The organism is Cellvibrio sp. ARAG 10.3 (genome assembly GCF_051846955.1).
GTDB lineage: Bacteria > Pseudomonadota > Gammaproteobacteria > Pseudomonadales > Cellvibrionaceae > Cellvibrio.
Genome location: NZ_JBPYCU010000006.1, coordinates 73,668 through 97,035 on the forward strand (window position 1 = coordinate 73,668; position 23,368 = coordinate 97,035).

Below are 23,368 nucleotides of genomic sequence, written 5' to 3' on the forward strand. Positions count from 1 at the left end.
TTGTCGTCGCTATGAGAATCACCAAGCAGGAATTTGCCCGCCGTCGTAAAGCGCTGATGGCCTTGATGGAGCCTAACAGTATTGCCATCGTGGCGGCTGCACCGGAAAAACCGCGCAGTCGCGATACCGATTACCCCTACCGGCAAGACAGTGACCTGTTCTACCTGTCGGGCTTCCCCGAGCCCCAGGCCGTGCTGGTGTTGATACCCGGCCGCCCGCACGGGGAGTATGTACTGTTTGTTCGTGAGCGCGACCGTGAGCGGGAAATCTGGGATGGTTATCGCGCGGGCCCGGAAGGCGCCTGTAGTGAATACGAAGCGGACGATGCATTTCCTATCGATGACATTGATGACATCCTGCCTGGCTTGATCGAAGGCCGCGAGCGCGTGTATTACGCGATGGGCAAAGACAGTGAGTTTGATAAGCAGGTCATGGACTGGGTGAACACCATTCGCGCCAAGGTCCGTTCCGGCGCTACACCACCGGGTGAATTTTTAGACCTGAGTCATTTTCTGCACGACATGCGCTTGTTTAAAAGTGCTGCCGAATTGCGTGTGATGCGCGAAGCCGGTGAAATTTCTGCCCGCGCCCATGTACGCGCTATGAAACTCTGCAAACCGGGGTTGATGGAATATCAACTGGAGGCAGAAATACTCCACGAATTTGGTATGAGTGGCGCCCGCGCGCCCGCTTACAACAGTATCGTGGGCGGCGGTAAAAATGGCTGTATCCTGCATTACATTGAGAACAGCGCGCCGTTGAAAAGCGGTGATCTGGTATTGATTGATGCGGGTTGTGAATTGGAAAGTTACGCAGCGGATATCACCCGCACCTTTCCGGTAAACGGCACCTTCTCCCCTGAACAAAAAGCCCTGTACGAGATTGTCTTGCGCGCCCAGGAAGCAGCCATTGCCACGGTAAAACCGGGTAATCACTGGAATGACCCGCACAACGCCACGGTCCAGGTAATTACAGAAGGCCTAGTCGAACTCGGGTTGTTGGAAGGGAAAGTCGAGGACCTGATCGCCAGCGAAGCCTACAAAGAATTCTACATGCACCGCGCCGGCCACTGGCTGGGTATGGACGTGCACGACGTCGGCGACTACAAGGTCGGCGGCGAATGGCGCGTACTGGAGCCGGGTATGGTATTGACCGTAGAGCCGGGTATTTATGTTGCGCCGGACAATGAACGCGTCGCCAAAAAATGGCGCGGTATCGGTATTCGCATTGAGGATGATGTCGCTATTACCAAAGATGGCTGTGAAATCCTGACCTGCGATGTGCCGAAGCGTGTGGATGACATTGAAGCACTGATGGCGGGCTAACCTTACCGCGCCGCCATCTTTTTTATTGCACTCAACACCCAGCCGTTACCCATGACAACTTCTGAGCAATTTGATATCGCCATCATCGGCGGCGGCATGGTGGGTAGCAGCCTCGCCAGCCTGCTTTCGGCCAGCGGTTGCGGCTGGCGGATCGCCTTGATTGAAGCGTATCCTTTTTTATCATCGGACACCCCATCGGATTACACCCCGCATTTTGACGCTCGCTCTACGGCGCTGTCGTATGGCAGCGTCGAGATTTTCCGCCAGTTGGGTATATGGAAACAGCTTGAACGGCATGCGACGGCCATTCGTCAGGTACACGTATCGGACCGCGGTCATCTTGCTGGTAGCCTGATTGATGCCAGCGAGCAAGGCATCGAAGCCCTGGGTTATGTCGTGGAAAACGCCTGGTTGGGAGATGTGCTGGCAGACCATATCCAACAGCAAACCGATATTCACTGTTACTCGCCCGCCCGCGTACAGCGACTGATTCCGCAGCAGCAAGGTGTTCGCCTGCTAATGGAGTGTAAGGGCGCGCCGACTGAATTGCGCTGTAAGCTGGCTGTTATTGCCGACGGTGGTGATTCGCCGCTGCGACGCGCGCTGGGCATTGATACCGAAACGGTGGACTACAGGCAAACTGCCGTGATTGCCAATGTGGAATTTTCTGAGCCGCACCGTGGCATCGCTTACGAACGGTTTACCGACCGGGGACCATTGGCTCTTTTACCCTTGAGTGAAACAGCGCAAGGGCAGCGGTCGGCACTGGTGTGGACATTACCGCCGGATGAAGCACAACAGACTATGAATCTCGGGGATGCAGCATTTCTTGCGCAATTGCAACAGCGTTTCGGCTATCGCTTGGGGCGGTTTGTGCGTGTGAGCCAACGCCATGCATTTCCGTTGCAGCTGGTTACCGCACGCGAGCAGGTCCGTTCCGGTGTGGTCCTGGTGGGCAACGCCGCGCATTTTTTACACCCGGTTGCCGGGCAAGGTTTTAACTTGGCGTTGCGCGATGGGGTTGTTCTGACCGAAACACTCGCAGAAGCAAAGCGGTTGCACAAAACCCTGGGAGACCTGGCCGATTTGCAACTCTACCTTGAACGGCAACAACGTGATCAAGCAGTGACGATTACCTTCAGCGATCGTCTGGTGCGTTTGTTTTCTTCGGACCGTTTGCCGTTGATTGCCTTGCGTCACCTGGGTTTTATCAGTCTGGCGGCGTTACCGGCAGCCAAACAGTATTTTGCTGAACATACCATGGGAACAGCGGGGCGCAGTCCGCGCTGGCGCAGCTCTGATTCTGGAGCGACATCCGCATGAGTCCGATGACGAAAAACTATGATCTGATTTTGGTTGGCTCCGGCTTGGTCGGGGCCAGTCTGGCCTGTGCACTGGCGGTGCTGGCGCCGGCAAAACCCCTGCGCATTGCGCTGGTTGAGGCCGGCGGTGATATGCCGAGCTATAGCGGCGAACAATTTGACCCGCGGGTGGTGGCACTGACACCGGCCTCCCGGCAATGGCTTGAGCGATTGCAGGTATGGCAACCGATGCAGCAGGCGCGCGTCTGTGCCTACCGCGATATGCATGTATGGGATGGTGAGGGTACCGCGGCAATTCATTTTTCCAGCGCCGATGTGCGGCAGGAATGCCTGGGTTATATCGTCGAGAATTCAGTAGCTGTGCGGGCCTTGCGTGAGCGCCTGGCGCAGCTGCCACAGGTGGAGGTATTACAGCCGGCCAGCGTTGTGGATCTGCGCGGCCCGCAGCCGATGCAACCGGATGTCCAGATCACCCTGAGCAATGGGGATACCCTGCGAGCGCCGCTATTGATAGCGGCTGACGGTGCGCAATCACGCGTCCGTGAGCTGGCCGCCTTCCGTACCCGCGAATGGGATTACCAGCAACGGGCCATTGTGGCCACGGTTCGTACCAGCGAAACCCACGCCTATACCGCCTGGCAGCGTTTTATGTACACCGGCCCGCTGGCTTTTTTGCCATTGTCCGAAGCAGGTGATGCACATTACTGTTCCATCGTCTGGTCGGCCGATACGCCGCTGGCAGAAGAATTAATGGATCTGGATAACGCTACATTCTGCGCCCGCCTGGGTGCGGCGTTTGAACATCGTTTGGGAAAAATCGAACAGTGTTCCGAGCGCTTTTGCATACCCTTGCGCCAGCGTCATGCACAGCAATATAGCCAACCGGGCATCGTGTTGGTGGGTGACGCCGCCCACAATATTCATCCGCTGGCCGGGCAGGGCGTCAATCTCGGCTTGCTGGATGCGGCCGCCCTGGCTGGCGAAATTGAGCGGGCATTGGTGCGCAACATTCCTCTGGCCGACTATTCCATTCTGCGTCGCTACCAGCGGCAGCGCCTGGCAAGCAACCTGGGCATGATGAGTGCGATGGAAGGTTTCAAACGTTTGTTTGGCCATCGCTCGCTGGAAGTCACTCTGTTACGCAATATCGGGCTGCAACAATTCAATGATTTACCGCTACTGAAAAATTATCTGGTGAAGCAGGTTATGGGAGTGTAAGTGATGAGGATTAATTGCCGAGGTGTGCAATGACGCTTGCTGACATTATTTCGATTGCACCCTTTGAATGGCACTCTATCGGCACGGCAGTGCTGTGTGGTTTTATTATCGGCCTGGAACGGCAGTTGCGCGGCAAGCCGGTGGGTATTCGTACCTCGACACTGATTACCCTGGGCACCTATGTTTTTATTTCAGCGGCAACGCTGGTTCAGACAGATGCTACTGATCCTTCACGCATCATCGGGCAGGTCATAACCGGTATCGGATTTCTCGGTGCTGGCGTTATGCTGGCGCGCGATGGTGTGGTGCTCGGCGTGACGTCGGCGGCGACCATTTGGGCCCTGGCTGCCATCGGCGTCTGCATTGCGATTGGTTACGATCTCTCGGCCATCAAGCTGTCAGTTATTGTTGTCTTTGTGCTCACTGGTGTGGATTTGCTGGAAGATTATTCCCAGGCACTGACGCGCGGTGTGCATCGCAAATATCAGGGCTGGCGCGACCGTTCCAAACACAGTTCCGATTAAGGACTCAACGTACCCGAGTCTTTTTTCATGAGATGCAAGCTACACCGAACCGACCTCATCAAACCCTCCCTGTTGATCGGATGTGATATATGCCTAAACAATTGCGTGTAGCCTTGGCTGCCTATGGTATGTCGGGCCGCCTGTTCCATGCGCCGTTCATCCACGCGAATCCGGATTTCGAACTGGTAAAAATTCTGGAGCGCACACGCACGGATTCCAGTGCACAATTTCCCGATGCCCACATTGTCCGCAATTACGACGAGATTCTGCGTGATCCATCCATTGATATTGTCGTGGTGAATACGCCAAATCCCCTGCACTATCCAATGACAGAAGCCGCTTTGCTGGCCGGTAAACATGTCATTGTTGAAAAACCATTTACGCCTACAGTGGCAGAAGGCGAGGCCCTGGTAAAACTGGCACAACAGCAGGGCTTGATGTTGTCTGTGTACCACAATCGCCGATTTGCTTCCGGTTACCGCACGGCGTGCAAATTGCTGGCGGAATCCGGCGTCGGCGAGTTAAGACATTTTGCGCTGAGTGTGGAGCGTTACCGACCGCAACCCGGTCCGAAAAAATGGAAAGAAGAACACCACCCGGCGGCGGGGTTGTTCTACGACATTGGTATTCACCTGTTGGATGAATCCTTGCTGTTATTTGGTTTGCCGCACGCGCTTACCGCCGACTTACGTATCCAGCGACAGGCGAGCCAGGTAAATGATTACTTCAATGTGCGTCTGGACTACCCGACGTTTCACGTAACCCTCACCGGTTCATTGCTGGCGCGGGAGCCGGCGCCGGCGTACGTTATCCACGGCGAAAAAGGCACCTACCTCAAACAGCAGCAGGATATCCAGGAGCCGCGTTTACTGGCGGGTATTAAACCCACCACAGAGGGATGGTCGGAAGAAACCGAAAGCGAATGGGGTGTTTTACACAACGATGAGGGGAGACAAAAATACCCCACGGTGGCGGGCGACTATCAGGATTTTTATCGAAATATTCATGCACATTTATGCGTCAACGAACCCTTGTTAACGCCGCCGCAACAAGCCTTGTTGGCGTTGCGTATGCTTGAACTTGCACAGGCAAGTTCGCAACAGCAGTGCACATTGCCAGTGCGTTTATCGACAAGCTGACAACAAATTGTGCAAATGGTGTAGATTGGTAACACACAAAAGTTTTAATGGTACTGGTGATGGCGAAGGTGACAGTTGTAACAAAAGTGTTGAATGTTTTATTGCAGTTAATATTGCTGGCGTCACTGATGGGCTTCTTAAGCTTCGCCAATTTTTATGGTGTTTTTTGGGCAGCGGTTACCGGCGTGATCCTGTATGGCGTTAACCGCCAACAACGTTGGGCTTATTTTGCATGCGCGGCTTGGGCTCTGGCTTGTTACCAACTGGCAAAGCTGGGCTATGAATTTGAAAGCATAAAGCGCTGGGTAATGTTGTTGGGTTTTTTAGTCATCGGTCTGGCAATCTACCTTCATGAAACATTAGGCAAAAAGGCTGCGACAAATAACACGCGCGAAAGCGATCATAGTTAGTTGCCTATGCAGCGTTTGATTTCCATTATAAAAAACGTCGAATATTGTCTAAATTCATCCATAATCTCTTGAACTCACATAGGCGAAGTGCTTTAATTTTGAACTGCTACAGATTGAGATTCGTCCAAAGACGACGGCTTTTGTGAGGTTACCTCCGTTTGCTCGGCCCCTTGGTACGCACCACGACCTTAGCAATAGCTTTATTAATAAGCTATTTCACCCTGGCTTTTAATAAAGTCGGTTTTAATGTTTGGTCAGCATCGCTGGCTTTTTTATGCAAGACGAGGAAAGTATGTCAGATCTGGTCTCTGGTGTTGTTAAATGGTTTAACGACGACAAAGGTTACGGTTTTATTGAGCGTGAAGGTGGTTCAGATGTGTTTGTTCACTTCCGTGCTATCAACGGCACCGGTCGTAGAACGCTCAAAGAAGGTCAAAAAGTGACTTTCGAAGTGACTCAAGGTCAAAAAGGTCCGCAAGCGGAGAACGTAACTCCTCTCTAACTAAGAGCAGTTATGTTTCAAGGGGATGACGATCACTTCACCATCCCCTTTATCCTTGCCTCTGGCGCCTTTGCCATGGGTGCTCCTCCTCCTTTATTGTGCTGAAGCCGATAGCTGTTTCAGTTCCTTTCTGTGTTTATTCGCTCATGTTTGATATCACGGCACTCTTCTGGCTCATCCTCTTCGGTCTGGTTATCTACTACTGGTTTAATGCATTGAGGATTAAGGAAATGGCCTTCGTCGCGGCGCAACGGCATTGTGCAGAGATGCAGGTGCAGATGCTGGACCAGAATGTACATTTACGCCGGTTGTGGTTCAAGCGCGATAGCCGCGGGCAATTCCGTTTCTGGCGCGCGTTCTATTTTGAATTTACGGTAACCGGTGAAGATCGCTATGCCGGGCGCGTATTAATGCTGGGCTCCCACCTGGGTTCCGTGCAACTGGAACCGCACCGCTTTCATTGATCGACCCCTATTAATTAGCGCACCTGATTGAGCAATTGAGGCTACACGCCCTAACTCCTTTCACCACGCTTCCCGCTTTGTTGGCATTAATGTTTGCAAACGTACTGAATCTGCCTGGGCGGGCGCGCAAGCTATTCGTTCATCAGCCAGGATGGTAGACGCCATGAATCATTTCCTTATAAAAACAGCGGCCTTTTCTATTGGTTTGTTGTGCCTGTCAGCCGCAGCAGGGGCAGTGCCTTTTTCATCGTCGCCCGAATATGAAGCCAATATGCAGCGCGCCGAAAAAGAGTATGTGGCTGCACGGGAACTGTGTGATGTCTTAAAAGGGCATGCGCAGGATGTTTGCATTGCGGAAGCAAAAGCAGAAAGAAAAAAGCAGGAAGCTGATGCGGAATCAGAGGAAAAAAATACGCCGGAAGCAAAGACAAACGCATTGATCTCATACGCCGATGCGGAACTGGAGGTCGCGGAAACCAGGTGTCAGGCACATAAAGGTAACGAACAGGATATTTGCCTTAAACGTGCGCAGCTGGAATATCAACAACGCGTCAGTGTGGCGAAAGCCAATCAAAAAGTGCGCGAAGCCCATCAGGACGCATTGGACGAAATCAGTGAAGCCGACTACCAATTGGCGTTGGAAAAGTGTGAGCGCCTGAAAGGTGAGGAGAAAAAATCCTGCGTTAAACAGGTGAAACAACAATTCAATCAGTAGCCGCTAGATTCTATTTTACGATCAATCACCACGAGAGCAAAAATATGAATGAGAATTTCTCCTTCACGGATGTTGCCACCTTACGTCAACAAGCCCGGGCGCATACGGAAGATGGTGCGGTGACCGCCGGGTACAGTCTGGATCGCCCACGCCTGTTGACCTTGTTGAATGAGGCGTTAGCGACGGAGCTGGTGTGTGTCATGCGCTACCGCCGGCATCATTTTGTCGCTCACGGTTTGCGTGCGCAGGCAGTTGCTGAAGAGTTTATGGTTCACGCCAATCAGGAGCTGGGCCATGCGGATCAGATTGCTGCACGTATTGTGCAGCTGGGTGGTGAGCCGGATTTTTCTCCAGCAACATTGGAGGCGCGCAGTCATGCGGAATATATTGAAGGTGAAACTCTCCAGGATATGATCCGTGAAAACCTGGTGGCTGAACGCATCGCTATCGAAAGCTATCGGGAATTAATTCAATACATCGGTGATGCTGATCCAACCACGCGCCGTATGTTTGAGGATATTCTCGCTGTGGAGGAAGAGCACGCCGATGAACTGGCGGATTGGTTGCCGCCTAAAGGTGCCTCGCTCGATTGAGTGCGAACATTTCCTGCCCGCCCCCAACGCGTTATGATAGAGCTCTGTTGACCAACGGGCTCTATGATCATGTCAATTTACTATCGGGACGATGCAGTCCTCACGCCGGAAGAAGCCATAGCGCTGTATCAAAAATCTACCCTGGGTGAGCGGCGTCCTGTTGATCGTCCGGACATCTTCGCTGGCATGTTGAAGAATGCCAACCTGATCATTACTGCCTGGGACGATCAGCGGTTGATTGGCATTGCACGATCCTTGACCGATTTTACCTACGTCACCTACCTTGCAGATCTCGCCGTTGATGTGGAGTACCAACATCAGGGCATCGGGAAACAATTAATTGCGGAAACCCAGGCGCGCATAGCACCGGAGTGTATGATTGTTTTGCTCGCCGCACCAAAAGCGAATGACTATTATCCTAAGCTGGGTTTCACTCACAACCCGCGTGCGTGGATGTTGAAGAGCAATTATTGAGAGATATCAACCATGTCAGATGAAAGCATTCCATCCACGAAAGCTGGCGGGTGGCGAGTCAAATCCTCTGCAAAGGTTTATGAAAATCCTTGGATAAAAGTATCGCACGAAGAAGTCATTACGCCCCGAAATACGCCAGGCATTTATGGCGTAGTGCACTTTAAAAATACTGCAGTCGGCGTGGTGCCAATTGATAGCGAGGGTAATACCTGGTTGGTCAGGCAAAGCCGATATACCTTGAATGAATACACCTGGGAAATTCCTGAAGGCGGCTGTCCGGCAGACGAAATGCCCTTGGCTGCCGCTCAGCGGGAGCTGGAAGAAGAAGTCGGGTTGCGCGCGCAGCAGTGGGATTTTTTAATGCGTTTGCATTTATCCAATTCTGTTACCGATGAGCAGGCACAAATATTTGTTGCCCGTGACTTGTCACCTGGAAAACAAAACCTGGAAGCTTCGGAAGATATCGAAATTAAAAAGCTGCCGTTGCAGGAGGCCATCGCGATGGTAAAACGCGGTGAGATTACCGATGCTATTTCGGTGGCTGCATTATTGTGTCTGGCAGCCGATCATATTACGTTCTGAGTGTCAGTCGCCCTTCATCATCGTTATTAACCTCGTGCGCATTGCCGGAGTAAACCTGCGATCGACAAGAAACTCGGTCGGCGCGTCAGGATTATCAGGATCAATCCGAATGCCCCACATAGGCTCAACACTGTCGGGTAGCATGGCATAACGCAGATCGCCGACAACATGCGAGTGGCGCGGGTGTGTCACCAGCATATGATCTGCGAGCCGATAAAAACGGTAAAGGTCCTGATAAGCGCGCGAGTTCGGCGGTAAATTATTCCACTTGGTCGGATCAATTAATGTTGTTGATGCGCCCATATATGCCTTTGGTTTATCAAACAGACCGACGCGAATCGCATCGGCCCAAACCACATCACCTTCTACAGTAACGGCACGCCATAACAGTATGTTGGCCAATGTAGGTTTAATAATTATTCGTTCCGGCGTCACCCCGCGCTGTTCTGCCAGTGTTTCAGCGGCCTGATACGCGCGCTGGTGTTGGAGACTTCCCATCGATAGATAGGCAGCGGCACAGGCCAATCCGAACCAGCACCAAGTCTGTTGCTTTAAATAAGCGGCGAGACTCAAGGCAAGTATCAGGAACAGGCTGAACACGGGATCGATCACCGCAATAATATTCAGCGAGAGGGGTTTGTCGACTAGGGGCCATAGCAAGTATGTGCCGTAGCTGGTGCAGACGTCCAACAGGCAAGCGGATATATAACCTGTCAATGCATAGCCATAGAGGCGCGTATTGCTCAGGTGACGCCGAAACAGTGGCCACAGAAACAGGCTTGCTACGAGCGCAGCTAAGGGCGCAAACAATAATGAATGGGTGAAGTGGCGATGATAGGTCAAGGTCATCAACACGTCGCTGCTGCTGCGGATTAAGACATCCAGATCTGGCAACAACGCAGCAATCGCACCGATGATAGTGGCTGCTCGACGATGTTGGTGCTGACTGAGGGATCGAGCGGCGACTGCGCCTAATAACGCGTGGGTAACAATATCCATAATTGATTAGTGCTGTTGATTGTCTGGCCACTTTACTACAATTTGCTGACTGCTGATGAGCAGCTGATGTCTGAACGATTACTGGGCCATTGTTTCCATGCGCATTCCCCGAATTTATACGTCTTACTCGCTAACCGTTGGTCAATCCCTGGTGTTGGAAGATGCCGCTGCGCATTATCTGGGTAAAGTGTTGCGTATGCAGCCGGGACGTGAGCTGGTGTTATTTAATGGGCAGGGCGGTGAGTTTCAGGCGCAGATTACCGACATGGGTAAAAAGCAGGTGACCCTTGCCATCGGTGAGTTTTCGGCAACTGACCGCGAATCTCCCTTGCAACTGGAGCTGGCCATTGGCATATCGCGCGGTGAACGCATGGACTGGGTATTACAAAAGGCCACGGAGTTAGGTGTTACACGCATAACGCCGCTATTGACGGAGCGAACAGAAGTGAAATTGGCCGGTGAGCGGCAAGATAAAAAAGTGCAGCATTGGCAACAGATTCTGATCAGCGCCTGTGAACAATGCCAGCGCAATACCCTGCCGTTGCTGAGCGAGCCGCGTGATCTGGATGATTGGTTGGCACAGGTGGACGCACAACATAAATTTGTCTTGCACCATCGCGACAGCAGCGGCTTACCCGACGACACGACCGTTGCCAGCGTCGCGCTGTTGATTGGACCGGAAGGGGGATTGTCGGATCATGAAATTGAGCGGGCGCGGGTAAAAGGTTTTGCTCCACTCACCCTGGGACCGCGCGTGTTGCGCACCGAGACTGCGCCGATAGCGGCGATCAGTCTGGTGCAATATCGATGGGGTGATCTCTGACAGACTTCAAGCCGTCGGTGGCGTGGATGAGGACGATGAAGATGAAGACGAAGAGGAAGATCTCGAACTTGAGCTTGATGAAGAAGGCCACTGAATCTCTTCGGAGAAGATCAGTTTCTCGCGGCTTTCGATAAACATAAAGCGGAAGGGTCTTTCGTTGCAATTAGTCGCAGTCTCGTCTTGAAGGTTTTCATACTCCATGATGACTTTAACCACGGCATCGTTTTCTTCTTGCGCACTAGCTCGGCGAAAAACCAGCCTGTCGGTACAGGGATTAAGATCTTTAGAACCCGCGTCATATAAGATTACCTGGCCCTGATCGAAATCCGGTTCATCGATAACTTCGTTGGTATATTTGTCGTATACCTCGTAGAACTCGGTTTCATCGCGCATAACCTGAAGACGTCTCGTGCTATCTTCTGGCAGAATCGGCTCGTTGCCGGCTACCAACAGGTCCACATCAACCCTGACAATATCCACATCATCATCGTCATCATCGCCTGGATCAAACGGCTCATCGCGGGAGCCGCCGCAGCCCTGAAGGCTGATTAAACCGGCAAGTAACAAGGTAGCGAAAGACAGTTTTTTTCCTGAAAGCCTGGGTAGTGACATAGGTAAACGTAATCCGTTAGTTATAGGGTAAGCACTGGTAATATCAGTAGAATCCGGCGCCGTTGCGATAATCGAGTAATGCTTGCTCCATACGGCTGACATCAGGAATAACTGCATCCTCTCCGGCCCATGAGACATACATCAATTCGAAAGGTTTCTTATCGCCGTCGCGCTCGCGGATCTCCTCTTCATTCACCCGCGCCAGGCGTGGCAGACCTTGGGTAACGATGGCGATAAACGGTAACTCATCGCTAATGCCGGTACTGTTAAGTACCGCAAAACGTGCGCGATTACTGGTACCGCCTTTGGGATCACCATTGAGTGTTTCGAAGGACAGCACCGGGACTTTTTGCTCTCGCCACACGCAGTCGCCCAGGTACCAGTCGGGCGCATTGCTGACCGGTAACACCTGGGTGATAGGCACAATTTCCGCAACGGATACGTTGGGCAGTAACAACAGGCCGTCGCGCACCGGCACCAGCAAACTGGCGACTTCCTGGATTTTCTTTTCGAGGCGTTGTGGGGCTCTCATGGGAGCGCTTCCTTTAAACGTTGGAGTTAATGGTTCGGTAATTTAATGGCTTGATGGCCGCGGCTCCCTCGGGTGAAGGTGGCCAACTGCTGGGCCAGCTCCTTTGGTGTTCCGCTGAAACCGACTGATTCAGTCGCCAGGGTTGCTTCGGGCATTGACGAGCTGGTGCAGCTTGTCGGCGTCTGCACCCACACCTGGCCACCCTGTTGTTTGATAAGCCGGGCGCTGGCCGCACCATCGTCGCCCATCCCGGTGAACACGATTAAACCGCTACGTTCCCGATAGATCCTGGCGACGTTGGCCACCACCTGGTCAATCGACGGCGCATAACAACCGCCCCAGGGCTTTTCGCTGACCAGCAGGGTGCCGTTTTCCAGGATGTCCACCCGCCGTTCCGCACTGATCAGGGTAATGGCGTCGGGCTGCAGCACCGCACCCTGGCAGGCCAAGGCAGCGGGATAATGTCCGGCCCCGCTCATCATGCGGATCAGGGTAGTCGAATAGTGAGCGTCAATGTGCTGGACATAAACAAAAGCGATGCCCAATTCTGCCGGCAAATAACTGAGAAACTCCTTCACCGCTGCCGGACCGCCAGTTGATGCGGCCAATACCCAGAGGCGTGGTGCCCGCTCAGTTTGTTGCAGGTTGATGTCCCCGCTCAAGCGTTGCAGACGTTGGGTCATTCGACGCAACCAGGCTTTGTGGCCTTCACTGCCTTCGGAGTACTCGCTGCTGTCGCTGAGGATAACCGGAACAGTGGCCGTTTCTAACAGCCGCTCAACAAACTGTTCGTGTGCCAGCTGCGTTTCGTCCTGTTCCGTTTTCGCGGATTGGTCCGCCGTTACGTCAATGATCCAGGCATCAAGTGGCGTCTTTGGTGGAGACGAAGCGGTGTTTAACAGCAAGGTGCAGGCCAGCTGATGTCCCGCTTGTGTTACCAGACCGGTGAGATAGTGCTGCTTGGTGGCAGAGTCCACCAGTATGCCGACACGCAATGCACACACGATTATCTCGCCGGTTTGCCCAGGAGTTCATTGATGTTATTGAGCAGCAAATCCTCCTGGTAAGGTTTGCCCATGTATTTGTTAACGCCCAGACTAAAGGCGCGCTCGCGGTGTTTGTCGCCGGTGCGCGAGGTGATCATGATGATCGGAATATCTTTCAGGCGCGAACTGGTGCGAATATTTTTGGCTACTTCGAAACCGTCCATACGCGGCATCTCGATGTCGAGCAGCATCACATCAGGGATGTGGTCCTGCAACAACAAGAGCGCTTCGGCGCCGTCTTTGGCGGTAATAACGTTGAAACCTTCGCGTTCCAGGAAGCGGCTGGTGACCTTACGTACAGTAACCGAATCGTCCACGACCATCACCGTCTGTTCGGTCTGCTCGTCCTTCTTCGCCGGTGTTGCCGGGCTGAGCGGTTCAAGCAGCAGAGATTTACCGAGGCCAAGCGCCAATTGTTCACGGATGAGCGCGTGCAGGTCGAGAATCACCACCACACTACCGTCACCCATCACCGTTGCGCCGGACACACCGCGCACCGTACTGAATTGTACGCCGAGGGTTTTTACCACGATCTCGCGGCTGCCCAGCAGGCGATCCACTTGCAGCGCCACGGTATTTTCCGCACTGCGCACCAGCACCACCGGCAAGGGCAGGGACTGGCCGTCCAGCTTGGGTTGGGCGGTACTGTCGAGCATGGCGCCGAGATAGCGCACCAGATAGTTCTCCCCGGCATATTCGAAGCGGGCTTGCTCATCCTGGTAATAATGTTCCAGCTCAAAGGGGCTGACCCGTACGATACCTTCGATGGTGTTGAGCGGGATCGCATACAGGTCGTCACCAATCTGAACCATCAAGGCGCGGTTAACCGATACGGTGAACGGCAAGCGCACGATAAATTCGGTGCCTTGACCCCAGGTAGAGTCGATAAACATGGCGCCGCCGAGCTGCTTGATCTCGGAATGCACCACATCCATACCTACGCCGCGCCCGGAAATCTGGGTGACCTTATCGGCCGTACTGAAACCGGCGTGCAGAATAAACTGGATGATGTCCTGATCGCTTAACTGTGCTTCTTCAGTCATCAGGCCGCGCTCAATGGCTTTTTCACGAACGCGCTTGAGATTGATACCACGGCCATCGTCGGCCAGGCGCAGCATCACGTCGCCGCCTTCGCGGCCCAGGCTCAACACAATGCGGCCCGTGGCTGGCTTCCCGGCGTTAACGCGGTCTTCGGCTGATTCGATACCGTGGTCTACTGCGTTACGCAGCATGTGCTCCAGCGGCGCCACCATACGCTCCAGGACCGTCCGGTCCAGTTCGCCTTCAACGTTATCCAACTCAAACTCGACTTCTTTGCCAAGTTCGGTAGCGGCTTGCCTTACGATACGGCGCAAACGCGGCACCAGGCGTGAGAAAGGCACCATGCGCGAACGCATCAAACCTTCCTGCAAGTCCGTATTAATCCGGGACTGCTGCAACAACAGGGTTTCGGTATCGCGAGTTTTATCAGCCAGGGTGAACTTCAGGTCCATCAAGTCCGACGCTGACTCAATCAGTGAGCGTGACAACTGCTGCAACTGGGAGTAACGGTCCATCTCCAGCGGGTCGAAATCCTCATGGGCGGACATTTGCTCTTGCCGGAACAACACCTGGGCTTCTGTTTCAATGTCCAGACGACGTAACTGTTCCTGCAAGCGCTGGATGGTGGAATCCATCTCGTCGATAGCGGTACTCAGGTCGCTGACCTGTTGCTCCATCCGACCGCGGCTGATGGAGGTTTCACCCGCGAGGTTAACCAGCTCCTCCAGCAATTCGGCCGAGACTTTTACCACTTCCTGCGGACCGCTACGGCGGGTTGCAAGGTGTTGAATCGGTGCTGGTGCAGCACCTCCGCTGGGGCCGGGGCGCATGCCGGGAAGGTCTACTGACGGCAATGACGGCGCAGCAGGCACCTGCTTGGGCTTGGGGGTAAACGGAATAACTTTTGAGGTATCGACAAACTCATAGTTGTCGTTGCCGAAAGCCGGTTTTGTCGGTGTGGGCTGATCATCCTCATCAGCGGATCCGTGTGCGGGGGACATGATCGGCGTGTCCAGCTCTGCATTTGCATGGGATTCAGGTGCAGCGAGAATGCCATCTTCTAGCGGTGACAAGGCTTCACCAGCCAGCTTGGCCCGTGCGCGATCAACCAGTAAATGCAACCGGTCCTGGTAATTATTGAGTCGCTTGAAAAATTGTTGATCGATCTCGGCGTCGGCACCCATCTCAATCAAAACGCTTTCGAATTCGTGCGACAGATCGCCGATGTCCATCATCCCTGCCAGACGCGCGCCGCCTTTAAAAGTATGCAGGCTGCGTTTCAAATCTTCGACGGGTTCTGTGTTGTTCCAGTCTTCCTGCCACTCATGCAGGGCGCGCTCGATGTCTTCCAGCAGTTCGCTGGCTTCTTCGATGAAAATTTCTACGATTTCCGGATCAAAGTCTTCATCGTGCGAAGATTCTTCTTGCGCATCAAATGAGAAGACCACATCCTCTTCTGCTTCTGCTTCTGCTTCTGCTTCTGCTTCTGCTTCTGCTTCTGCTTCTGCTTCTGCTTCTGCTTCTGCTTCTACGTCCACCTCAGTCGGGTCGAAAACCAGCGGTGAGGGTGCAGGATTGATCAGGCTATCGAGTGAATCGTTGATAGGCGCGGGAATATCGCCAAGGTTCTGGCCAGCAGCGACGGCATCGACCATATCGAGTAACGATAAATGCGCGGCGTTAAGCGTTGCACAGACATCATCGCTGCAGGTCAACTGACCGCTGGTGATCCGCTGATATACCGCCTGTAATTTTTCACCGAGGGTTGCCATCGGTGGCAGATACGCATGCGCAGCACCGTGAGTGAGATTGCGCAGCTCGGCGATCAATGGATTGAGTTGTTGCAGGTCGTCCGGAGTGTGGCGCCAGCACTCAATGATTTGATCGGCATTGAGCAGGAGGTTCATCTCCTCCGCCATAAAGATAGAAAGCAGTTCCGGGTCAATCGGACGCTTGCCACTGGCATCGGCTTCCTGTTGCCGAGCGAGGGGCGCCACGTGGATTTCGCGCAGCTCATGTACACGCGCCAGGAATTGCTGCAGGCGCGGAATTTCTATCGGCTCATTGTTGTGGATGTTGTCCAGCGCAATATGGGTATAACTGACCGCATCGCGCAGCAACTGCAGGATGTCATCGTTGATGTTGACTTGGTAGCTGCGCAATTCCTTAACGAATTTCTCAAGAGGCGTTGCCAGCTCTGCGACGGGAGTGATCTCCGCCATGTGCGCACTACCTTTGAGCGTGTGCAGAGCGCGTTGCATGTGTTCACTGGGCGGATCATAGAAGGGCGCTTGCTCTTCCATACGCTGGATATAATTCTGCACCACTTCCAGATGGCTCAGCGCTTCTGCACCGAAGATATCCCACAACTGAATATCCGGATCGTCGGCTTCGCTACCATCTTCTTCAATTAAATAGCCGTCCAGTGCATGGGCGCCGGGCGTTGACAGCGCCTCGTAGTCGATAACCTCTTCTTCATCGTGGTGCGGCTCACTGCCGTCTTCATCGGTGGTCGCATCGATGAAACTGGCATAGGTAATTTCTTCCGCTTCTGGCAGTGCACCGTGTTCCGGCTCCAGTTCAGCGGCGATAGTTTCCAGGGTGATTTCGGCATCGTCGCCTGCGACTTCCGGCTCTTCCTCTGACTCGGCAGTGGGAATGACTTCATTGGCTGTCGATATATCGTGTAAATCCGGTGGCACTACGCCTTTGGCCAAGGCTTCGGCCTGGCTGCGGTACGCGGCTGTCAGTTCCGGTTCGGGATTCGGCTGGTGCAGGCTGAATGCGTTGATCATGCTCGGCAACAGCAAACGCACTTTTTCAATAATCGTCACGTGCGGCTGGGACGGAGTAACGGTGCCATCAATGATGCGGTTCAACATATTTTCGATGGACCAGGCGAGCTCACCAATGTCGTTCGCACCTACCATCCGGCCGCTGCCTTTGAGGGTATGGAAAGCACGGCGGAATTCGGTCAGTGATTCTGCATCGTCAAAATTTTGAGCCCATTGCGGGAAATATTCACCGATGGTTTGGGTAACTTCGCCGGCCTCTTCAACAAAGATATCGATGATTTCATCATCAAGATCGTCGTCATCATCTTCTGCAAGATCTTCAGCGGTGGAAGAGTAATTGATCAGCTCTTCGGGTGTGGATTCCTGTTCTGCTATCGGCTCTTGAACGAGCGCAGGTTCTGGCTCCGACAGATTTTCGTCGGGCAGGGCCCATTCACTTACCGTAATATCATCTGGCTCAAGCGCTGCTGTTTTGGCAGGGCTGGTAGTGGAATCTGTGTCTGCTTCCGGGTCAAGTGCAGCCTGATAGGCAGCGAGCAACGCTGCTGTGTCTTCGTCGCTTTCGGTGGTGATATCAGGCGTGGGCGCGACTTCCGTCGATGCAGCATCGACCACCATTTCATTGGACGGTGTCTCAATGGGTGGTGCATCAATCGCTTCGGCTGTAAAAGCTTGATGTTCTTCTTCGGTAAACGGTTTGGTATCAGGACGCGGCATCTTGGCCACGGCATAACCCAGCGAGGCCACACTTTCTTCTGCCACGCCCAACAATAAATCATTTTCTTCTTTGCGTGCGCCGCTGCTTAAACGCTCCAGGTAATACTCAACACTGGTAATGGCATCGGCGAGGGTATCGAGGTTGTTCCATTGGGGAACCTCGTACTGTTGCAGTAACTGTTCTTCAATATAACGAGCGCAAGCACCGAGGATGCGGGCCGGGCGCGGCAGAGGCATGATCTCAAGGCCACCGCGAATTTCGCGCAGGGTTTCAGGCACCGCCTGGAGGTGCGTGCGATCCCATTGGGACGCAATATATTCAATGATGGCGTCTTTGGCGTGCTCCAGGCCGTTGCGCGATTCCCGCAGCACCGACTCTTTGGCGCGATTGAGGGTAATATCGGCTTCGTCGCCGTTGCGGTTAGTTTGGCTTGACTGCGAGGCGAGATGATCCAGTGCATCTTCAATTTCGATCACCTTGCCGGCCACCGACATCAATTGGTCATTAGACAATTGGCTGTTGGCATCCACCACCATCTCAAGCACAGCACCCTGTTCCAGTACCTGCTTGCGCAATTCACCGATACCCAACACCGCCATGGTGTCTGCTACCCGTTTAACAACAGGCAGGGCTTCACTCAGGGCGCTGCGGGTATCGCCACCGGAAAGGCAGACATCCAGGGCGTGTTTGATAATATCGAGCTCGCTCTTCAGCGCTTCAACCACCGAACGCATGGCTTCAGGGTCGGGTGCTGACAGCATGTTCTGCGTTTCATCACCGACTTCCTTGCCTTCCACGAGCGCTGCTTCCAGTTGATAACCCTGGTAGATGCGTTGCAGGTGCGAATTGGGGGGAAAGCCCGGCGCATGTTTACCGGAACGGGCAACGTAATAGAGCAGGTTTTTAATCAGCTCATCTTGGGTAAAAGCATCGAGAGCTTTGATGCCATGAACTGCGAGTACCTTGATTTCCTTATCGAGCTGACGCAACAAATTTTTGATGGAAACACTGATCTCAATGGCGTCGAGTTGCAGTGCTTCGGCGAGTGCAAGACAGATATCCCATAAGGGCGCTCGTGCGGTCCCCTGGGTTAATTTGTGCAAGCGCGCGAACACTTTTTGCAGATAACCCAGGTTCTCATCCGGGTTTACGCCGCGAATAAAACCGGCAGCAGCGTATTGATACATCTGCCGCAGTTTTTTCACCATGTCCTGGAATTGTTGATTGTCTTGCGTGACCGGTAAACGCATACCACTGACGCGTTTGGCTGGCGCAAGATTGGGAACAAATAATTTGGTATCGGTCAGCAGGCTTTCACCGCGCACTGCGCGCAGGTCGTTGAGCAACGGCAATACCACCAGCGGGTTGTCGCGCCGGGTTGCTTTAACCTGATCGAGGTACACTGGGAATTGCAGAATTGCACGCATCAACACTTCCTGTGCTTCTGCGGGATTGGCCACGGCATTGTTGATCATTGCCTGGGTCAGCTTTTCCATCTCTTCGGCGAGCATGGCCGCGCCGTAGAACTCCACCATCTGCAAACTGCCGTGCACCTGATGAATATGGGTCAGGCAGAAACGGATGCGCGCCGTGTCTTTCGGATTTTCGACAAAGGCTTCGAGCGATTGACGAGCTTCTTTCAGCGTCTCGCCAATTTCGTGGATAAGCCAATCCAACGCGGCAAAATTGCGATTATCTGCCATGTGGAGCATTCCTCATTGTTCTTCTCGCTCAGTGCGTAGATATGCTTGCACGTCGTCTACAGAAACGCGGTGCATTTGGGGATGCTCCCAGTCAACGGCTTCGCCCAGGCCGATAATTAACAGGCCACCGGGTTTCAGGCGATCAACTAAAGCATTCAGGATATCCCGCCGTAACCAGCGGCGAAAATAAACCAATAAATTCTGGCAAAAGATAACGTCCACCTTGACCTGCGGCATGCAGTCGGGACGAATGATATTGCCTTGGGTGAAGCACACGCGCTCGCGCAATTTGCTGACGACCTCGTAGCTGCCGTCGTCACAATGTTGCAAGTAACGTTTGATTTCTTCCGGTTTGACTTCTTCGAGTTTGCGTGCCGGATAGCGCGCCTCCCGGGCTTTGGTCAGTGCCGTGGTACTGATATCCACCGCCGTAATACCGTAGTAAGGATTGAGTGCGGCCAACTCAAAGCAATCGTTGATCACCATCGCCAGTGAATAAGCTTCTTCACCGGTTGCGCAGCCAATGCTCCACACATCGAAACTGCCAGGCAATTGCTGGTTGTTGATTTTGTTTTGCAGATAGCGGCGCACATATTCCAGCGACGGACGATGACGGAAGAAGCTGGTTTCCTTTACGGCGATGCGGTCGACCAGCGTGGACCACTCCATCATGCCGGATACGCCGTGGGTGACTTCGACGTAGTAACGGTCATAGTCATCAAGGCCCAGTTCGCGCATGCGAATAGACACCTGCGACTCCAGCAACGTCCGCTGTTGGCGCACCAGATGAATGCCGGTGCGCTCTTCCAGCAACGTACTCCACTGAGCAAACTGCCTGTCGGAGAGCGTCGGTAATTTTCTCAGTGACCAAGCCATATCTACACCCACAAATCAATTACCGGGGAGGTAATTGATGAACTCATGCCTTCGCCGCTACGTGAGAATAATCATCCTCGTCGCCCGGCAGAACTTCATCATCCAGATCGATGATTTCAGTATCATAGTCAACCGCTTGTGCTACAGGTGCCGGCTTGTGAGTATGGCGTGAATCAAGGGTGATATCTTCTTCCGGCAGTTTGAAGCCCGCGACCGATTCACGTAGATCAAGTGCCATTTCAGCGAGGTTACCAATCGATTGTGCTGTGGCAGAGGTACCGGCAGACGTTTGCGTGGTAATTTCCTGAATAACATTCATCGTGTTGGAGATGTGACCCGCAGAGGATGCCTGTTGGCGTGCGGCGTTAGAAATGTTCTGAATCAATTCTGCGAGGTTACCGGATACGTTTTCAATTTCTTCCAGTGCCACACCCGCGTCTTGTGCGAGGCGCGCACCGCGCACCACTTCAGACGTGGTTTGCTCCATCGAGATTACCGCTTCGTTGGTGTCATTCTGAATCGTTTTAACCAGCGCCTCGATCTGCTTGGTTGCTGCAGCGGAACGTTCAGCAAGGCGCTGTACCTCGTCCGCTACCACTGCGAAGCCGCGGCCCGCGTCACCGGCCATAGATGCCTGGATCGCTGCGTTAAGTGCGAGGATGTTGGTTTGGTCAGCAATGTCGTTAATCAAGCTTACGATGTCACCGATCTCTTGTGACGATTCACCGAGGCGTTTAATACGCTTGGAGGTGTCCTGGATTTGTTCACGAATGGTATCCATCCCGTGAATAGTATTTTGTACCACCTTCGCGCCGTTACCTGCGATGGATACCGCGCGCTCCGCTACCGCTGCCGATTCGGCGGCGTTTGCCGATACCTGATCAATGGTGACCGCCATCTCGTTTACCGCGGCAGATGCACCGGCAATTTCCTGCGCCTGGTGTTCAGACGCTTCGGCGAGATGTAAAGCCGTTTGCTGGGTTTCCTGCGCAGCGGCCGATACGTTTACCGCAGTTTCGTTGATTCGCGCTACCAGGATACGTAACTGGTCGATGGTGAAGTTGATAGAGTCCGCGATCGCACCGGTGAAATCCTCTGTTACGGTGGCGGTCGTTGTCAGGTCACCGTCCGCGAGGTCGGCCAGTTCGTCGAGCAGACGCAGAATCGCGGTCTGGTTACGTTCGTTGGTCTCCGCTGTGCGTACCAGGCGGCGGCGCGTGTTGCGGAACAGGCTGATACCGATAAAGGCTGCACAGAGTACCGCGATAGCGGCGAGGATCAGAATCAGTTGGTTATTGATCGGGCGCGCGGTGGCCTGGATAGCAATCTTGTCAGCAATCGCTGCCAATGCTTGTAATAACTGGGGGCTATCTTCCAGCAGGGCGTCGCTGGCCTGACGTGCGCGGAATAGGGTCGTGGAGCCTTCAACCATCTCCTGGATCGATTGATTTACCGCCGCGAACATTTCAGAAATTTGTTCCAGGCTGGCACGGGCACTGGCATCAGATACGCGGGAGATACGCATGGTCGGATCGCCCTGTTGCATCGCCGTCAATACGCGACCGTAGATGTTGGCGTCGAGGTTGAACTGGTCGGCAGCATTGCTCGCGTCAGTGTCACCGCGCAGCATTTTATCCACGTTACGGCCGATACGCTCCGCCCGCCAGGATTGCATTTGCGCCTGGGAGACCTGGTCCGCCGGTGCATTGTTTTCCAGCAGGATCTCCACAATGTTGTTGTGCTGGGCCTGCAGGTTTGGCAGGTTATCATTCAGGTTGTTGCCCACGTTGTTGAGGCTGACGATCAATTCCCGGTTGGTCACGATCACCTGGGCGTTATTGCGTACACGGCCCCAGATACCTTCATAGGCTGCGAACTCGTTGCTTAATTCGCGGCGGGTTCGTTCATCGCTGGCGCGCAGTGACTCCCACGTGCGCGACATGCTGCTTAATACGCCGCTTAGTTCAGTGAATGCATCTTCGTCACCGGAGGTCGCATCGCGGGACAATGCCGTGAGTCGGTAAGCTTCCGCACGGAGGTCCGCCACTTGTTGCAGATAGCGCTGATCGTTATCCGCGTCTTTCTGCACAATGAAGTAACTCACTGCGATTGCCGCGAAGCAGGCGATCAGCAAGAGCACGGCAATCGAAATTCCCGGGCTCGCTTTGACCGCCGCAAATGGGCTTCTGGATTCAGTTTTCATTTACGTACTCCTACCGACTCTGCGTCTTATTTTTTATCCCCGGTAACGGAGGGTATCCCCGTTACCATTGATTCCGTCTCCAGCTTGGTGTGGATACTTTTACACTAGCCTTTGGCCGCGTTGATGAAACGCGGATCTTCTGCCAACAAACCCGGTCGAAACAGCGACCATTGCTGTCCACCGAGCGAATAACTGCCGGTGACAAATGGCAGGATATTGCTGGCGATAGCGCCAGCCTGTTCACTGTATTCATCCATGGGAAAGTGCTGCATGCCAAACACCTGGTCTACCATCAACCCGCTGTACAGGTTTTCGGTTTCGAGCACCAGCACCCGGCGTTGCTTGCGGCCACTGATTAATCTGTCACCGAAGAAGGTCGCCATATCAAAGATGGGAAGCAGGCGGCCCCGCACATTTGCCACCCCTTTTACCCACGGCTGGACGCCGGGCAAGTGAGTATAGCTGGGCACTTCCAACATCTCGGAGACTTCACCCATGGGCGCGACGAAATTGCTGCCCATCAGTGAAAAACCGATACCGCTCCATTGGGGGCGGATGTCAGTTTGTGCCGGCAGGCCGCGTGCTGCCGCGCGGCTGCGTTGTGCGAGATCAAGTAGCGCCTGGAAGGCTGCCTGTGGTTCTGACATAGACCGTTTTATTCCATTCTCACCAAGCGACCAACAGGGGTTGTGTAACTAACAGTGCGGCTGTTGGGTGCGTTTGTTATTAAATTTTGATGGCCCTGGTCTGCC

21 protein-coding genes are annotated in these 23,368 nt (G+C 53.7%); 13 read left to right on the forward strand and 8 right to left on the reverse strand.

What is annotated here, in order from left to right:
* Nucleotides 1-11 precede the first annotated feature (11 nt).
* From pepP to ACSV5M_RS09750, 12 genes are all read left to right on the forward strand, one after another.
* The gene (pepP, locus tag ACSV5M_RS09695; RefSeq protein WP_439175847.1) at nt 12-1,325 is read left to right on the forward strand and encodes a Xaa-Pro aminopeptidase; all 1,314 of its coding nucleotides are present in this window, start codon (nt 12-14) and stop codon (nt 1,323-1,325) included.
* Nucleotides 1,326-1,376: 51 nt separating this feature from the next.
* A complete protein-coding gene (gene ubiH / locus ACSV5M_RS09700; protein WP_439175848.1) occupies nt 1,377-2,648 on the forward strand; it encodes a 2-octaprenyl-6-methoxyphenyl hydroxylase in 1,272 nt (423 codons plus the stop codon).
* A complete protein-coding gene (locus ACSV5M_RS09705) occupies nt 2,645-3,865 on the forward strand; it encodes a UbiH/UbiF/VisC/COQ6 family ubiquinone biosynthesis hydroxylase (RefSeq protein WP_439175850.1) in 1,221 nt (406 codons plus the stop codon). The genes ubiH and ACSV5M_RS09705 overlap by 4 nt, the downstream gene beginning before the upstream one ends.
* Before the next feature lie 29 nt (nt 3,866-3,894).
* Nucleotides 3,895-4,389, forward strand: coding sequence for an MgtC/SapB family protein (locus tag ACSV5M_RS09710; RefSeq protein WP_439175851.1), 495 nt, complete (start codon nt 3,895-3,897; stop codon nt 4,387-4,389).
* An 89-nt stretch (nt 4,390-4,478) separates the two neighbouring features.
* Nucleotides 4,479-5,528 (forward strand): Gfo/Idh/MocA family oxidoreductase, encoded by a 1,050-nt coding sequence (locus ACSV5M_RS09715; protein WP_439175853.1) that lies wholly within the window; start codon nt 4,479-4,481, stop codon nt 5,526-5,528.
* 59 nt (nt 5,529-5,587) lie between these two features.
* Nucleotides 5,588-5,938 (forward strand): hypothetical protein, encoded by a 351-nt coding sequence (locus tag ACSV5M_RS09720; RefSeq protein ID WP_439175855.1) that lies wholly within the window; start codon nt 5,588-5,590, stop codon nt 5,936-5,938.
* A gap of 292 nt (nt 5,939-6,230) precedes the next feature.
* Nucleotides 6,231-6,440, forward strand: a complete 210-nt coding sequence (locus tag ACSV5M_RS09725) for a cold-shock protein (RefSeq protein WP_304441697.1) — start codon at nt 6,231-6,233, stop codon at nt 6,438-6,440.
* Between the two features lie 146 nt (nt 6,441-6,586).
* Nucleotides 6,587-6,904 carry a DUF3301 domain-containing protein gene (locus ACSV5M_RS09730; protein WP_439175857.1) on the forward strand — a complete coding sequence of 106 codons (318 nt, stop codon included), beginning with the start codon at nt 6,587-6,589 and terminating at the stop codon, nt 6,902-6,904.
* Nucleotides 6,905-7,067: 163 nt separating this feature from the next.
* The gene (locus ACSV5M_RS09735) at nt 7,068-7,619 is read left to right on the forward strand and encodes a hypothetical protein (RefSeq protein WP_439175858.1); all 552 of its coding nucleotides are present in this window, start codon (nt 7,068-7,070) and stop codon (nt 7,617-7,619) included.
* 44 nt (nt 7,620-7,663) lie between these two features.
* Complete coding sequence (locus ACSV5M_RS09740; RefSeq protein WP_439175859.1) at nt 7,664-8,212, forward strand: ferritin-like domain-containing protein; 549 nt, start codon at nt 7,664-7,666, stop codon at nt 8,210-8,212.
* A gap of 69 nt (nt 8,213-8,281) precedes the next feature.
* Nucleotides 8,282-8,686, forward strand: coding sequence for a GNAT family N-acetyltransferase (locus ACSV5M_RS09745; RefSeq protein ID WP_439175860.1), 405 nt, complete (start codon nt 8,282-8,284; stop codon nt 8,684-8,686).
* A gap of 12 nt (nt 8,687-8,698) precedes the next feature.
* Nucleotides 8,699-9,268 (forward strand): NUDIX domain-containing protein, encoded by a 570-nt coding sequence (locus ACSV5M_RS09750; protein WP_439175862.1) that lies wholly within the window; start codon nt 8,699-8,701, stop codon nt 9,266-9,268.
* Between the two features lie 3 nt (nt 9,269-9,271).
* On the opposite strand, the gene ACSV5M_RS09755 is transcribed toward ACSV5M_RS09750, so the two are convergent.
* Nucleotides 9,272-10,267, reverse strand: a complete 996-nt coding sequence (locus ACSV5M_RS09755) for a metal-dependent hydrolase (protein WP_439175863.1) — start codon at nt 10,265-10,267, stop codon at nt 9,272-9,274.
* Between the two features lie 97 nt (nt 10,268-10,364).
* Here ACSV5M_RS09755 and ACSV5M_RS09760 point away from each other — a divergent pair, with 97 nt between their 5' ends.
* Nucleotides 10,365-11,090 carry a 16S rRNA (uracil(1498)-N(3))-methyltransferase gene (locus ACSV5M_RS09760; RefSeq protein WP_439175864.1) on the forward strand — a complete coding sequence of 242 codons (726 nt, stop codon included), beginning with the start codon at nt 10,365-10,367 and terminating at the stop codon, nt 11,088-11,090.
* 6 nt (nt 11,091-11,096) lie between these two features.
* On the opposite strand, the gene ACSV5M_RS09765 is transcribed toward ACSV5M_RS09760, so the two are convergent.
* From ACSV5M_RS09765 to ACSV5M_RS09795, 7 genes are all read right to left on the reverse strand, one after another.
* Nucleotides 11,097-11,702: a hypothetical protein gene (locus tag ACSV5M_RS09765; protein ID WP_439175865.1), complete on the reverse strand. Its 606-nt coding sequence runs from the start codon at nt 11,700-11,702 to the stop codon at nt 11,097-11,099.
* A 43-nt stretch (nt 11,703-11,745) separates the two neighbouring features.
* Complete coding sequence (locus ACSV5M_RS09770; protein WP_439175866.1) at nt 11,746-12,234, reverse strand: chemotaxis protein CheW; 489 nt, start codon at nt 12,232-12,234, stop codon at nt 11,746-11,748.
* A gap of 26 nt (nt 12,235-12,260) precedes the next feature.
* Nucleotides 12,261-13,238 (reverse strand): chemotaxis protein CheB, encoded by a 978-nt coding sequence (locus ACSV5M_RS09775; protein WP_439175868.1) that lies wholly within the window; start codon nt 13,236-13,238, stop codon nt 12,261-12,263.
* A 2-nt stretch (nt 13,239-13,240) separates the two neighbouring features.
* Nucleotides 13,241-19,537 carry an Hpt domain-containing protein gene (locus ACSV5M_RS09780; RefSeq protein WP_439175869.1) on the reverse strand — a complete coding sequence of 2,099 codons (6,297 nt, stop codon included), beginning with the start codon at nt 19,535-19,537 and terminating at the stop codon, nt 13,241-13,243.
* Between the two features lie 12 nt (nt 19,538-19,549).
* Nucleotides 19,550-20,413: a CheR family methyltransferase gene (locus ACSV5M_RS09785; RefSeq protein WP_439175870.1), complete on the reverse strand. Its 864-nt coding sequence runs from the start codon at nt 20,411-20,413 to the stop codon at nt 19,550-19,552.
* A gap of 43 nt (nt 20,414-20,456) precedes the next feature.
* Nucleotides 20,457-22,616 (reverse strand): methyl-accepting chemotaxis protein, encoded by a 2,160-nt coding sequence (locus tag ACSV5M_RS09790; RefSeq protein ID WP_439175872.1) that lies wholly within the window; start codon nt 22,614-22,616, stop codon nt 20,457-20,459.
* 104 nt (nt 22,617-22,720) lie between these two features.
* Complete coding sequence (locus ACSV5M_RS09795) at nt 22,721-23,263, reverse strand: chemotaxis protein CheW (RefSeq protein ID WP_439175874.1); 543 nt, start codon at nt 23,261-23,263, stop codon at nt 22,721-22,723.
* Nucleotides 23,264-23,368: the final 105 nt, after the last annotated feature.

Coding starts and splice junctions, on each gene's coding strand:
- ACSV5M_RS09795 (WP_439175874.1), bottom strand. CDS start 23,263: ATGTCAGAACCACAGGCAGCCTTCCAGGCGCTACTTGATCTCGCACAA.
- ACSV5M_RS09720 (WP_439175855.1), top strand. CDS start 5,588: ATGGCGAAGGTGACAGTTGTAACAAAAGTGTTGAATGTTTTATTGCAG.
- ACSV5M_RS09785 (WP_439175870.1), bottom strand. CDS start 20,413: ATGGCTTGGTCACTGAGAAAATTACCGACGCTCTCCGACAGGCAGTTT.
- ACSV5M_RS09730 (WP_439175857.1), top strand. CDS start 6,587: ATGTTTGATATCACGGCACTCTTCTGGCTCATCCTCTTCGGTCTGGTT.
- ACSV5M_RS09755 (WP_439175863.1), bottom strand. CDS start 10,267: ATGGATATTGTTACCCACGCGTTATTAGGCGCAGTCGCCGCTCGATCC.
- ACSV5M_RS09765 (WP_439175865.1), bottom strand. CDS start 11,702: ATGTCACTACCCAGGCTTTCAGGAAAAAAACTGTCTTTCGCTACCTTG.
- ACSV5M_RS09705 (WP_439175850.1), top strand. CDS start 2,645: ATGAGTCCGATGACGAAAAACTATGATCTGATTTTGGTTGGCTCCGGC.
- ACSV5M_RS09740 (WP_439175859.1), top strand. CDS start 7,664: ATGAATGAGAATTTCTCCTTCACGGATGTTGCCACCTTACGTCAACAA.
- ACSV5M_RS09725 (WP_304441697.1), top strand. CDS start 6,231: ATGTCAGATCTGGTCTCTGGTGTTGTTAAATGGTTTAACGACGACAAA.
- ACSV5M_RS09770 (WP_439175866.1), bottom strand. CDS start 12,234: ATGAGAGCCCCACAACGCCTCGAAAAGAAAATCCAGGAAGTCGCCAGT.
- ACSV5M_RS09780 (WP_439175869.1), bottom strand. CDS start 19,537: ATGGCAGATAATCGCAATTTTGCCGCGTTGGATTGGCTTATCCACGAA.
- pepP (WP_439175847.1), top strand. CDS start 12: ATGAGAATCACCAAGCAGGAATTTGCCCGCCGTCGTAAAGCGCTGATG.
- ACSV5M_RS09745 (WP_439175860.1), top strand. CDS start 8,282: ATGTCAATTTACTATCGGGACGATGCAGTCCTCACGCCGGAAGAAGCC.
- ACSV5M_RS09790 (WP_439175872.1), bottom strand. CDS start 22,616: ATGAAAACTGAATCCAGAAGCCCATTTGCGGCGGTCAAAGCGAGCCCG.
- ACSV5M_RS09750 (WP_439175862.1), top strand. CDS start 8,699: ATGTCAGATGAAAGCATTCCATCCACGAAAGCTGGCGGGTGGCGAGTC.
- ubiH (WP_439175848.1), top strand. CDS start 1,377: ATGACAACTTCTGAGCAATTTGATATCGCCATCATCGGCGGCGGCATG.
- ACSV5M_RS09735 (WP_439175858.1), top strand. CDS start 7,068: ATGAATCATTTCCTTATAAAAACAGCGGCCTTTTCTATTGGTTTGTTG.
- ACSV5M_RS09760 (WP_439175864.1), top strand. CDS start 10,365: ATGCGCATTCCCCGAATTTATACGTCTTACTCGCTAACCGTTGGTCAA.
- ACSV5M_RS09710 (WP_439175851.1), top strand. CDS start 3,895: ATGACGCTTGCTGACATTATTTCGATTGCACCCTTTGAATGGCACTCT.
- ACSV5M_RS09715 (WP_439175853.1), top strand. CDS start 4,479: ATGCCTAAACAATTGCGTGTAGCCTTGGCTGCCTATGGTATGTCGGGC.